At 65.8% G+C, this 12,689-nt stretch carries 10 protein-coding genes; 4 read left to right on the forward strand and 6 right to left on the reverse strand.

The window, feature by feature from the left end; translation table 11 throughout:
* Nucleotides 1-227 precede the first annotated feature (227 nt).
* Together ACNI3R_RS19685 and ACNI3R_RS19690 are read right to left on the reverse strand one after the other, a co-directional pair.
* Entirely contained in the window at nt 228-1,304 is a 1,077-nt protein-coding gene (locus ACNI3R_RS19685) for a polysaccharide biosynthesis/export family protein (RefSeq protein WP_426186696.1), read from the reverse strand.
* Between the two features lie 232 nt (nt 1,305-1,536).
* Entirely contained in the window at nt 1,537-2,199 is a 663-nt protein-coding gene (locus ACNI3R_RS19690; protein ID WP_296625979.1) for an ABC transporter ATP-binding protein, read from the reverse strand.
* Between the two features lie 88 nt (nt 2,200-2,287).
* On the opposite strand from ACNI3R_RS19690, the gene ACNI3R_RS19695 reads away from it, so the two are divergent.
* Both ACNI3R_RS19695 and ACNI3R_RS19700 read left to right on the forward strand, forming a co-directional pair.
* On the forward strand, nt 2,288-3,451 hold the full coding sequence (locus ACNI3R_RS19695) for a glycosyltransferase family 4 protein (RefSeq protein ID WP_426186699.1): 1,164 nt from the start codon (nt 2,288-2,290) through the stop codon (nt 3,449-3,451).
* Nucleotides 3,452-3,520: 69 nt separating this feature from the next.
* On the forward strand, nt 3,521-4,837 hold the full coding sequence (locus tag ACNI3R_RS19700; protein ID WP_426186702.1) for a glycosyltransferase family 4 protein: 1,317 nt from the start codon (nt 3,521-3,523) through the stop codon (nt 4,835-4,837).
* Here the strand turns inward: ACNI3R_RS19700 and kdsA are convergent.
* The 3 genes from kdsA to ACNI3R_RS19715 form a co-directional block, all read right to left on the reverse strand.
* A complete protein-coding gene (gene kdsA, locus ACNI3R_RS19705; protein ID WP_426186705.1) occupies nt 4,828-5,679 on the reverse strand; it encodes a 3-deoxy-8-phosphooctulonate synthase in 852 nt (283 codons plus the stop codon). The two genes, ACNI3R_RS19700 and kdsA, sit on opposite strands and share 10 nt — an antisense overlap.
* 58 nt (nt 5,680-5,737) lie before the next feature.
* Nucleotides 5,738-7,645, reverse strand: a complete 1,908-nt coding sequence (gene mdoH, locus ACNI3R_RS19710) for a glucans biosynthesis glucosyltransferase MdoH (RefSeq protein ID WP_426186708.1) — start codon at nt 7,643-7,645, stop codon at nt 5,738-5,740.
* A gap of 88 nt (nt 7,646-7,733) precedes the next feature.
* Entirely contained in the window at nt 7,734-9,275 is a 1,542-nt protein-coding gene (locus ACNI3R_RS19715) for an OpgD/OpgG family glucan biosynthesis protein (protein WP_426186711.1), read from the reverse strand.
* A gap of 194 nt (nt 9,276-9,469) precedes the next feature.
* Here ACNI3R_RS19715 and ACNI3R_RS19720 point away from each other — a divergent pair, with 194 nt between their 5' ends.
* Together ACNI3R_RS19720 and ACNI3R_RS19725 are read left to right on the forward strand one after the other, a co-directional pair.
* The gene (locus ACNI3R_RS19720) at nt 9,470-9,718 is read left to right on the forward strand and encodes an AbrB/MazE/SpoVT family DNA-binding domain-containing protein (RefSeq protein WP_426186714.1); all 249 of its coding nucleotides are present in this window, start codon (nt 9,470-9,472) and stop codon (nt 9,716-9,718) included.
* Between the two features lie 318 nt (nt 9,719-10,036).
* The gene (locus tag ACNI3R_RS19725) at nt 10,037-10,663 is read left to right on the forward strand and encodes a hypothetical protein (RefSeq protein WP_426186717.1); all 627 of its coding nucleotides are present in this window, start codon (nt 10,037-10,039) and stop codon (nt 10,661-10,663) included.
* Between the two features lie 128 nt (nt 10,664-10,791).
* Here the strand turns inward: ACNI3R_RS19725 and ACNI3R_RS19730 are convergent, their stop codons facing one another.
* Nucleotides 10,792-12,669 carry an ABC-F family ATP-binding cassette domain-containing protein gene (locus ACNI3R_RS19730; RefSeq protein WP_426186720.1) on the reverse strand — a complete coding sequence of 626 codons (1,878 nt, stop codon included), beginning with the start codon at nt 12,667-12,669 and terminating at the stop codon, nt 10,792-10,794.
* Between the last annotated feature and the right edge of the window lie 20 nt (nt 12,670-12,689).

The raw sequence follows: 12,689 nt of genomic DNA on the forward strand, positions 1-12,689 counted from the left end.
GACAGCCTCTTTATTCCCAGAGCCTGAACCCTGAGGAGATCGTTCTACCGATCCGATAATGAGGCGCGGAAGCGATCCGGAAAACCAACTCGCCGCCGCCGGTGAAGGGGCTTCTATGCGAACCACCCCATAGCGTCAAGCAACTTTTATCAGGCCGTTATTTTTCTGCCTTACTTGCCTCGCGAAGCCCGAAAAATAAGGGCCAGCTCTCGCAGCCCCTGCCCGAATCAGTTGTTGTTGTCGGTCAGAATCCTCGCCGTCAGCAGCGGCGCGAACAGCTGATTCAGAATCGCGACAAACTTGCTGACCGGATTCGAGGCCGAATTCGCGATATAAATCAGGTCCTTGTCCTGCATCGGGAAATTCTGGGCGATGATGTAGCTCTCGGGATTCATCAGATTCAGACGATAGATCATCGGTGGCTCGCCCGCTGCGATCGCCGCAGCATCGTAGCGGAACAGGAACACCGCCTTGGGATCCGCCTGCGCATCATTGGGACCGCCAATGCGAGCCAATGCTTCGGCCAAGGACAGTCTCGGCGACTCGAACGGCACCTGCGATACCTTGCTGGTCGCTCCGAAGGCGCTGAAGCTGCGCGGCTCGATGACGAGTTCGATCCGGTCTCCCGGCAAGAGTGCCACATCGTCGCTGCTACCCGGGCGGATGTCGCCGAGCCGCATCTCCGCATATTGTCCGCCGCGGCTCAGGCGTATGACGGTGTCAGCCGCCGACGCCTTCGCGCCGCCTGCGCTCGCTACCGCATCGAGCAATCGCTCCCGCGCCGCCGTCAAAGGGATACGGCCGGTGCGCGTGACATCGCCCAATATGTAGATGCTGTTGCCGGGACTGTTCACCACCGTCACGAGCGCCTGCGGGCTCTGCGACTTGCCCTGCAGCGCCTGCTCGATCATCCGCTGCACGTCATAAGGCGTCGTACCCGCGACCATCAGCCGGCCGATATAGGGAAGACGGATCGTGCCATCGGCCGCCACCGTGACGACATTCAACGGCTGTGACCGTACGCTGGCGTCGGTCGCATCCTGGATCACCCCCATCTGGGCGCCGATGCCGCCGGTCAGGTTCTGGGTGCTCGCACCGAAGAGCGTCATGCCAACTTCATAGACATTGACCTGCAAAGCATCGCCCGGCGCGATCCTGTCTACTCGCCCTTCCCGCGACAGCGCCGCGAGCTGACCCACACCCCGCCCTGCCGGCTGCACCGCCAGCAGGCGCTTGAACGCCGCACCATCGAGGTCGACCACCTGGAACTTCAGTTCGGCTTCGGGATCCTTCGCCCCGCGCATGACCTGGCTTCCGGTTGGACCGCTCGAAGGGAGCGTCGCGCACCCGGACAGCAGGACCGCCAGGATCGACATCGAGCCGATCATTCGGAGGCGGAGAGAGGGGCTTGCGGGCATGGCAGACCTTGTGTCGTGATTAAGGAAAATTGTCGGGGGCGAGGAGAAGCGCGGGAGCGGCACGGCCGTCAAGCGCAAATCCTTTCCCTATGGCCGGCAGACGAACCGGGCGGCAGCATCATGCGGCGCGCATCTGGAGACCGTGGTGGACCTCGCAGGCTTCGACCACGCTGTCATAGAAGGTCAGGTTACCGCCATAGAGCACCGCCCCTCGCTCGCAATATTGCTGCAGCGTATGCGGATCGTGGGAGACCATCACCAGCGTCCCCTCCTCGCGGCGCTTCATCAGCTCTTCCTGCGACCTCTGCCGAAAGCGCTCGTCGCCAGCGCTGGTGACCTCATCGATCAGATAGCAGTCGAAATTGATCGCCAGCGAGATGCCGAAGGCCAGGCGGCTGACCATGCCCGACGAATAGGTCAGCACCGGCTGGTGGAAATAGACGCCGAGCTGGGCGAAATCTTCGACATAATCGAGCACCTGCTGCTCGGGCTGACGATAGATACGCGCGATGAAGCGGACATTGTCGCTGCCCGTCATGTTCGCCTGGAAGGCGCTGGCATAGCCGATCGGCCAACTGGTCGTCATGGTCCGCTCGATGCGTCCGGTGGTAGGCTGATCGACGCCGGCGATAAGCCGCATCAACGTGGACTTGCCAGCGCCGTTGGCGCCGCAGATTCCGATGCTCTCGCCGCGCTTGATCTCGAAGCTCAGATTGCTGAACACCTGCTTGCTGAACTTGCGGATATGGTAGGTCTTCGAAACATTGTCGAAGCGGATCATTCGAACGGCCTTCTCTTCAACACGCAACGCGGACCGACAAAATGCTGGACGAGTACCGTCCCGCCTGCAATGCGATCGAACATAGACGATGGCTGCGCAAACGCAAAACCCACGCTTCGCGATCGACGGCCGCATGCTCGACCGCCCCGGAACCGGCGTCTCGACCTATGCCATGGCGCTGGATGATGCGCTGCACCGCCTCGGGCACAGCGTCGAACGGGTCCTGGATCCCAGCTGCGGCGGCCCGATGCAGCGCGCACCCCGGGCCGACCGCTGGCTCCGCTGGGCCGACGCAATGATCGAACGACCACGCCCGCTCAAGGTTCGACAGTCGGAGGCCGGCCAACGCCTATGGAGCCGGGATCTGTTCCGCCTCGCACAGGTCCATTTCGATCTGCACGGCACACTCCTACGGCTGCGCACCAATGGCAGGCCCGGCGTCGTCCACTGGACCTATCCCCTGCCGATCCGGCTCGATGGCTGGATCAACATCTACACGGTGCATGACGCCATACCGATGCTCCACCCGGAGCTCAGCCAGATCGACGCGCTGCGCCATCGCGCCCTGCTGGGCGCGATCGCCGCACGGGCGGACCATCTGATCACCGTGTCCGACGCCGCCCGAGACGACATCGTGGCGACCCTCGACTGCCCACCCGACCGTGTATCCGCCTGCCCGCCCGGCCTCGAAGCGACGGAGGCTGATACTTCCCCGCCGTCGGGACTGCAGGCCGGCCGCTTCCTGCTCGCGGTGGGCAGCGTCGAGCCGCGCAAGAATCTCCTGCGCCTGGTCGAGGCCTGGCGCCGCAGCGGTGTGCCTCATCCGCTTGTCGTCGCCGGCCCCGACGGATGGCGCGCAGACGAGATTACACCGGCGCTGGACGGCGTACCCGGACTCATCCGCATGCCTTATGTCGAGCGGCCTGTGCTGCTGGCGATGATCGCCTCGGCACGCGCCCTGCTCTTCCCGACGCTGGCCGAGGGCTTCGGCCTTCCGATCATCGAGGCGATGCAGGCGGGAACGCCGGTGCTCACCTCCTGCGGTGGCGCGACCGAAGAGGTCGCAGGCGGCGCCGCGTTACTGGCCGATCCCCATTCGGTCGAGGATCTCGCCATGGCGATCGGCCGGCTCGAAGACGAGACTCTGCTGCGACGCCTCCGCTCCGGTGGCCTCGAGCGGGCCCGGCATTTTACGCTCGATGCCTTCGCCGCGCGGCTCGGCGCGCTGCACCGGCGGCTGGGAGCAGTCTGACCGTCACCGGCTGGCAAAAGCGGCGAGGACGGTCTAGTCGCCGGACAGCGACGGACGGAACGGAAGCGGATGACAAGGCTCAGCATCGGAATAGACGGCTATAATCTCGCGCTGCCGCGCGGTACGGGCGTCGCCACCTATGGCTTCGGCCTCACCGAGGCGATCCGCGAGATGGGGCATTCGACGCTGGGCGTGTTCGGCGTCGACGTCGGCACGCACAGCGATACGCGCGAACTGTTCTTCTACGACAGGGTCGGCCGCGAGCGGCAGCCCGAGACCAAGCGACAACGTCGCCGACGGACCCGCCGCGAACTGCTGCAGATGCTGCGCGGCGCCACCGCCGCCGAAGTGCCGATGACCGAGCGGGTTGAGAAACGGGCCTTCGCGGAGAAGCTACCGGCGTTCGACCGCCTCGTCAGCCTGGGAGGATTGTTCGAGATCGCCGACCGCCGACTGCAGCATCTGAACAGCTTCCTGACGCTGCACATCGCCAATCCCCCCGACATCATGCACTGGACCTATCCCGTCCCGGTGCGCATCGCGGGGGCGAAGAACGTCTACACGCTGCACGACCTCGTGCCGCTGAAACTGCCGTACACGACGCTCGACCGGAAGGATAATTACCACCGCCTTATCCGGCAGTGCGTCTCGGTCGCCGACCATATTTGCACGGTCTCGGAATCAAGCCGAAATGACATCCTGCAGCTGTTCCCGGACGTTCCCGCCGACAAGGTGACGAACAGCTATCAGACAGCGCCGGTCCCCCCAGCGCTCCTCGATCGTGATCCCGCCGAGGACGCACGGTTCATCGAGGGCATGTTCGCGCTGCAGCATCGTGACTATTTTCTGTTCTTCGGAGCGCTCGATCCGAAGAAGAACCTGATCCGGATCATCGAAGCCTATCTGACCAGCCAGTCGAAGACGCCGCTCGTGATCGTCGGCGCCCGGCATTGGGGGACCGAGCAGGAGAGCCGGGTCTTCGGCGGCGGCGGGATCGCGCTATATGGCGGACCCACCGCGAACACTATCCGCCAGCTCGACTATCTGCCCCGGTCGATCCTCCTGCGCCTCGCTCGTGGGGCGAAAGCGGTGCTGTTCCCGTCGCTCTATGAAGGCTTCGGCCTGCCTGCGCTCGAAGCAATCCGCCTGGGGACGCCGGTCATCTCGTCGACGACGAGTTCACTGCCGGAGGTGGTCGGCGATGCGGGGCTGCTCGTCGATCCCTATGATAGCAATGCGATCGCAGAAGCGATCCGCGCGCTCGATACCAACCCCGCGATTGCCCAGCGGCTGATCGAAGCTGGGCCGGCACAGGTCGCGAAGTTCAGCGAAGACGCCTATCGCCAGCGCCTTGCCGCCATGTACACAAGGGTGCTTCAGGCCTGATCGGGCCAGCGGCTACGCGCTTCGATGCCATGCGCGTCGAGGGCCTGCAGCTCGGCCAGCAGCGGTTCGAGCCGGTCGAGCGGCCAGGCATTGGGGCCATCCGACAGCGCCTTTGCAGGGTCGGGATGGGTTTCCATGAACAGGCCTGCGATGCCGACCGCCACTGCGCCGCGAGCGAGCACCGGCACATATTCGCGCTGTCCGCCTGACGATGCGCCCAGCCCGCCGGGCAGCTGCACCGAATGGGTTGCGTCGAACACGACAGGGCACCCCGTGTCGCGCATGATGACGAGCCCCCTCAGATCCGTAACCAGATTATTGTAGCCGAAGGAGGTGCCGCGCTCGGTGACGAGAATCTGCGCCTCGCGGCCGGCGGCCTCTGCCGCCGCACGCGCCTTGGCGACGACATGCGCCATGTCGTGCGGCGCCATGAACTGGGCCTTCTTGATGTTGGCCACCTTGCCGCAGGCGCCCGCCGCCTCGATCAGATCGGTCTGCCGCGCGAGAAAGGCAGGGGTCTGGACGATGTCGACCACCTCGGCGGCAGCGCGCACCTGTTCTGCATCATGGACGTCGGTGAGGAGAGGCAGCCCGGTTTCGGCGCGGACTTTCTCAAGAATACGCAGCCCCTCTTCCAGGCCGGGGCCGCGAAAGGAGGCGTTAGAGCTGCGGTTGGCCTTGTCGAACGAGCTCTTGAAGACGATCATCATGCCGAGCCGGTCGGCAATGACACGGAGCCGCTCGGCAACACCGAGCACGAGCGCTTCGGATTCGATCACGCAGGGGCCCGCAATCGCGAAGAGCGGTTCGTTCAGCCCGATCGGGCGGCCCAGCAAATTCATCGTCTGTCCTTTTGCACCGCGACCGGCACTGGCCGGTGCCGGTTTCTAGGCGCGGCGCTCAACCCTGTGCAATCGCAAAGCGCGGCCCGAGGACGAGGTCGGCGGGCTGCTCGCCCGGCGCCTCCTCGAAATGGCGATGATCCGCAGGCGACAGCAGCCAGCCGCGCCGTACCAGCCCGTCGCCGACGTCGGACCGCGCGGTGAGCCAGACGGTGGCGGGCGACAGCACGAGACCCACCGCGACCGGCAGCGTCCACAGCATGCCGTCGATACCCGCAATCATTGCGGCCGTAAGACCAAGCCCAAGCAGGATGTGCCAGCGGTAGAAGCGCATCACCTCGACGAAATCGAGCCCGTCGACCTCGCGGCGCTGGGGCGACCAGCCGCTCCGCCGACCGCGCAATATGTCGACGATCGCGAAGGTCTGGGTAAGCATGGTGACGGGGGCCATCACGACCGAGATCAGGATCTCGAGCAGCGTGCCCTTCACGACGTTCCGCCAGCCGCCCATCTGCCGCAGCAGATCGCGGTCGAGCGGCAGCGACAGCAGTGCCGCGACCTTTGGCCCGAGCAGCATCAGCAGGGTCAGGCCGAGCAGCCAGCCCGAAGAGATCAGCACATAGCCGTCGAAATCGGCCCGCAATGTTTCGAAGATCGCCGCACCGATCAGCAGCAGCCACAGCGGCGACGTCAGATAGGCCGACGCGCCCATCAGCAGTTGCAGCCGGTTGACCCAGTGAAATCCGGCCGTGTCGAGCAGGCGCAGATGCTGGAGATTGCCCTGGCACCAGCGCCGGTCGCGGATCGAATGGTCGATCATCGTCGGCGGGAATTCCTCATAGCTGCCCTCGGGCATCGCCACCATGTGCACCGCCCAGCCGCGCCTGCGGAGCAGCGCCGCCTCGACCATGTCATGGCTCATAATATGCCCGCCAAGAAGACTGTCTTCCGGCAGTTCGGGCAGGCCGCAGCTCTCGGCGAAGGCACGGACGCGGATAAGGGCATTGTGGCCCCAGAAGGTCGACTCGGTGCCCGACCACCAGCGCAGGCCGGCCGACGCCACCGGGCCATAGAGCGCCGAGGCGAACTGGTGCCAGCGCGCGAACATCGTATGGCCGTTGATCAGCTGCGGCACGGTCTGCAGCAACGCGATCGACGGGCGCGCTTCCATCGCCGTGGCGAGCCTCGCCATGGCAGCGCCGGTCATCAGGCTGTCGGCGTCGAGCACCAGCATGAAATCATAGGCCGCGCCGAAGCGGCGAACCCAGTCGGCGATGTTGCCCGGCTTGCGCGCGGTGTTCTGCTGGCGGCGGCGATAATAGACGCCCGATGCCGCATCCTCGGTCAGGCGGCGGAAGGCGAGATATTCGCGGGCATAGGCCGACTCATGGGAGTCGCTGAGCACGAAGAAGTCGAAGCGGTCGGCAGCGCCCACCTTCTCGACCGATTCCACCATCGAACGCAGGCGGCGAAAGACCGCACCCACCTCTTCATTGTAGATGGGCATCAGCACGGCGGTCCGCGCCCGAGGCAGCACCAGCGGGCTGCGCCGCACGCTTTCCATCGGTCCCCGGCCCAGCATCACGAACAGCCCGGCCACCGCGGTGAGAAAGCCGAAGGCGATCCAGGCGAACAGCCCGAAGAAGAGCAGGAAGAACCCCGCATCGATCCAGTCGATGCCGTCCGAGCGCAGCGGGGTGAACATCTCCTGCGCGGCGAGGAGACCGAACAAGAAGCTGCCGAGGATCAGGAACAGGCGGCGCTGGACGAGCGGGCCGACATAGCCGATCGGCTCCTCGACCCCGCCGGGTGGCAGGCGGCGCAAATCCTGGACGGGCATGTCCAGCGGGGCTTCCGGCGGAAGGTCCGGCTTCGTCCTCTGTCCCACTGAGGGAGCCGTCGGGCGACGGGGATCGTCTTCGGGTCGGTACAAGCTCACACTCTCATGTCGTTCGCGGCACCGCATGCAGTGCCGGGGTTGCACGTCGTTCAGCCTATGATGTCCCCAACGCGGCGGCCCATGGCAGGTTTCCTCGGCGGGCGACAGGCCATGATCAGCCGAACTGGTGGATCAGCGTCTCACTGAGCGGCGAACCGCCTTTTTCGAGCGTCGCCCGGAGATTGGCGCTTCCGGGTTCGCGCGCGACATCGACGATCAGGCGCCAGCGGGCCGCCTGTCCGACGACGGGATAGGCCGCGACGCTTAGGATTCGACCGCGATCGACCGAGACAGCTGGCGTCACCCCCGAGCCGCGATCGAGCCCCTTGAGCGTTGGCCCGGCGAAGTCCGTCACCAGACGCTGGGCACCCGCGATCGGATCGGTTCCTGGCCGACCCGCGACCCCGGTCCAACGATCGACGACGCGCGCGATCGGCGCGGTATAGGGCTCTCCTCCAAGCCAGCGCAGCCGATAGTCGTAAGCGAGCCGCATCCCTGCACGCGCCGGTGCTTTCGGCGTCCAGAAGGCGACGATATTGTCGTCGGTCTCGCGCCGGGTCGGAATCTCGTACAGAGTCACGGCACCGGGGCCCCAATCGCCCTTCGGCTCGACCCACAGACTGGGTCGCTTTTCGTAGAAGACGCCGTCGTCCTGATAATGGTCGAAGCTGCGATCGCGCTGGAACAGCCCGTAGGAACTTGCGCCGCGTTCGTCTGCGAAGAGGTTGACGGTCGGCCGATCGGGATTGCGCAAGGGCCGCCAAAGGCGCTCGCCAGAGCGATTGTGGATCAGCAGTCCATCCGAATCGTGGATCTCCGGCCGCCAGTCGATCCGCGCCTGCGGATTGCCCTCATCATACCAGAACATGCTGGTGAGCGGGGCGATGCCCAGCCGCTCGACGTCGCGGCGAAAGAAAAGGACGGCGGAGACATCCTGCACCACAGCGTCCCGGCCCTTGATGCAGACGAAGCGGTAGGCGCCGGTCAGGCTCGCCCCTTCGAGCAGCGCATAGATGGTAAGCCCCGCGTCCGTGCGTTCGAGCCAGAAGGCGGTGAAGGCGGGAAACTCCTCGCGCCCGTCGATGCCGGTGTCGATCGCGACCCCGCGCGCGGACAGGCCATATTGATCGAGCGGGCCGGCCGAGCGGAAATAGGACGCGCCCTGAAAGGCGAGCCAGTCCCCCACCCCGCCCCGGTTCATCACGCGGAAACCGGAAATGCCGGGCAGGACCTGCGGCGCTGCACCCTCGCCTGGGGCGACCTCGAACATGTCCTCGCTATGCTCGATCGGCCGCGCCCGGCCACGTTCGACCATGAACAGATCGACTGGCGTCGGCGCATAGCGACCCAGCGGGAAGAGCCGCACCGCATAGCCGTCATCGGCGAACAGCGAGCGATCCTCACGAAAGCGGATGCGGTTGGCGGCGTCATAGTCGACCGCATGGGTGCGCGGATCGGCCTGGTGCGGCGGGCGCGGCGGGCGAGCCGCCAGCCGCTCGGCCTCCGCCTGCAACCAGGCCCAGTCGAACGGCTGCGCGGCACCGAGCGCGGGCGTAACCGTTCCAACGCTGCGGCTTCGGCCGGGAGCCGCCGCCAGCGCCGGCCCCGCCGCCGTTAGGGCGCCGATCAGCGCCAGAATTTCACGTCTGTCGAACATCGCATTCCGCTATGAGTCGTTTCGGTTCCGGAGGATAGACCCCCGTCCCTCGCGAAAGTTCCTGTAGCGCAGCAAGCTGAACTGGCGCTGTAAGGCGGGCGGGGTCCCTCAGAGTTCACCCCACAACCACTCAGATACAGGGGAGCGGGAAATGTATATATCACCGCCAATTGTACAAAAGCGGATTCATATACATGACTGTGCAGCGAGGCAGATTGGTCAGCGGCGGGCGGTTGCAGGTTCCCGCTGAAATCCGTCGCATCCTCGGACTCGCAGATGGCGATCAGGTGTTGCTGCGCGTCGTCGACGGTGAACTGCATGTACGACCGGTACACAGCGCGCTAGGCCGGGTGCAGGCCCGACTGCGTGCTCATCTCCCGGCGGGCTCAAGCCTGTCCGATGAACTGATCGAAGATCGCCGCCGCGCTGCCAAGCATGAGTGAGGTTCGGCACGTCCTCGATGCCTCGGCTTTGCTGGCCGCGATTTTGGGAGAGCGGGGCGCAAAGGCGGTCGAAGCGCATTTCTCGGACGCCTGTATCAGCGCAGTCAACCTGTCACTTGCGTGGTGAAAGCCCGATTTCCCGCCTCTGATATGCATCGCGCCGGTCTCGACGAAGGCTGGGAGCCCAACGCTTTTGAACCGAAATGCTCCAAAACGGACGCATTTCCAGATAACCGAGCCAACCGCCCGCGTTGACCGCCCGGCCTCAGGCGGCAAAGAGAGCACATCGTTCCGCAGGGGAACGAGGGGGACATTTTCATGAAGGCGAATTACGGTTTTCTGCCGCTTTGCGCGGCCTTTCTTGCTGCGCCCTGTGTGGCGCAGACGGCGCCGGTCGCAGCACAGCCGATGACGACGGCACAGGCCGTTGCCGTGCTCGACGCGCCGGCGCCCGCGTCTGTGCTCCGTGCGGGCACCGAGGTGCCGCTGCTGCTGCGCGAGGAACTGACCACCAAGGAGAAGAAACTGCGCGTGGGCCAGCGCGTGCAGATGGAAGTCGGGTCCAACGTCAGCGTGAACGGCGTTGTCGTGATTCCCGCGGGCACGCCCGCGATCGGCGAGATCACCGAGGTGCGCAACAAGGGCATGTGGGGCAAGTCGGGCTATATCGGCGCACGCGTCCTGTCGCTACGTCTGGGCGATCGCCATGTCCGCCTGACCGGCACCTTCGACGATAAGGGCGTGACCGGGACCGGGGGCGTGATCGCCGCCGTGGCGCTGATCCCGGTCGCAGGCTTCTTCACCACGGGCACCAGCGCGATGATCCCGCTCGGCGCGGCAGTGAAGGGGTTCCTCGATGAGGATGTGTCCTTCCGCACCGCATCGGCGCCTGTGCAGCCGGTCGATGCGCCTGCCGTAGGCAGCCAGCCGACGCCGAGCCGTTAAGAGGACGGAATAGCGGCCCGACCGGTCGACTTGACCGGTCGGGCCTTATTGCTCGCTCCGAGGGCCATGTCCGCAAGGAGATCGCTGCCCAAGACAGCAACAAGCCCGGCGCTTGCCTGAGCCTTCGCTCAGGCCGCCGCTTCGAGAGCCTCGTTCGCCTCGAGCCACTCCGCCTCGACTGCTTCCAGCTCGCGCTCGACGTCGGCGCGGAGCTTCATCAGGTCGCCGGTCGTGCGCTTCGCGTCGGCGGGGCTGGCAGATTTGGGATCGAACATGGCGCGGTCAATCTCGCTGCGGCGCGCGGTGAGCTTCGCGATCCGCTGCTCCATATCGCGGACACTCTTGCGCAGCGTGGCCAGCTGCTCCCGCGCTGCAGCTGCGGCCTTCTTGTCCTTTTTGCCGCCCTTGCCGCCGCCCGCCGCGCCGTCGCCCTTCGGCTGGTTCCGGCCCAGGATCAGGTCGGTATAGTCGTCGAGCGTGCCGCCGAACTCCCTGGCGGTACCGCTGTCGACCAGCACCAGCCGATCGGCGGCGAGTTCGATCATGTGGCGATCGTGGCTGACGATCACGACCGCGCCCTCATAGGCGTTGAGCGCCTGGGCCAGCGCCTCGCGGGCGTCGACGTCCAGGTGGTTGGTCGGTTCGTCGAGGATCAGCATATGCGGCGCGTCGCGGGTGATCAGCGCCAGCGCTAGGCGGGCGCGCTCGCCGCCCGACAGCTTGCCGACCTTCTGCGTCGCCCGGTCGCCCGAAAAGCCGAAGCGGCCGAGCTGAGCGCGGACCGCTGCGGGCGTCTTGCCCGGCATGATCCGCGTCATATGTTCGAGTGGCGTGTCGTCGACGTCGAGTTCCTCGACCTGATACTGGGTGAAATAGCCGACGCGCATCTTGCCCGCCGCGTTCATCGCGCCGTCCATCGGCTTCAAATGCGAGGCGATCAGCCGGGCGAGCGTGGTCTTGCCGTTGCCGTTGCGGCCCAGCAGCGCGATGCGGTCGTCGGGATCGAGCCGCAGGTTGAGCCGCTGGAGAATCGGCTTCTCCGCGACATAGCCGACGGCGGCCATGTCGAGCGTGACGAGCGGCGGCTTCAGCCCGTCGGCCGGCGACGGGAAATCCATCGACAGGCTGGGATCCTCGGCCATGGCGACGATCGGCTGCATCTTCGCCAGCGCCTTGGCGCGCGACTGTGCCTGCTTGGCGGTCGAGGCGCGCGCGCTGTTGCGGGCGATATAGTCCTGCAGCTTGGCGCGCTGCGCGTCCTGCGACGCCTTGGCCGCAGCGATCTGCGCGGCGCGCTCGGCACGCTGCCGTTCGAAGCTGTCATAGCCGCCGGTGTAGAGGGTGGTCTTGCCGCCCTCCAGATGGAGGATATGGTCGACGACATTGTTGAGCAGGTCGCGCTCGTGGCTGATGATCACGATCATCGCCGGGTAGCTCTTCAGGAAATTCTCCAGCCACAAGGTCGCTTCGAGGTCGAGGTGGTTCGACGGCTCGTCGAGCAATAGCAGATCGGGCTCTGAGAAGAGCAGCGCGGCGAGCGCGACGCGCATCTTCCAGCCGCCCGAATAGCTGTCGAGCGGGCGCTGCTGCATCTCCTCGTCGAAACCGAGACCGACGAGGATGGTCGAGGCACGCGCGGGCGCGGTATAGGCGTCGATCGCGAGCAGGCGCTCATAGACTTCGCCCAGCCGGTCGGGATCCTCGCAGGTCTCGCTCTCGATGAGCAGCGCGGCGCGCTCCTTGTCGGCGGCGAGCACGGTCTCGATCGGGGTCGACGTCCCGCTGGGCGCTTCCTGCGCGATATAGCCGATGCGCAGGTCGCGCGGCTTGTCGAGATCGCCGTCATCGGCCTCGAGCGAACCGATCATCACCTTCATCAGCGTCGACTTGCCGGCGCCGTTGCGCCCGATCAGGCCGACCCGCGCACGCGGTGGCAGCGCGGCCGAAGCGCGGTCGAGGATGGTGCGGCCACCGAGGCGGACGGTGAGATTCGAGAAGTTCAGCATCGCGCGCCGATAGAGGATTT

It is taken from the genome of Rhizorhabdus antheiae, assembly GCF_049889055.1.
In the GTDB taxonomy this organism is placed as follows: domain Bacteria; phylum Pseudomonadota; class Alphaproteobacteria; order Sphingomonadales; family Sphingomonadaceae; genus Rhizorhabdus.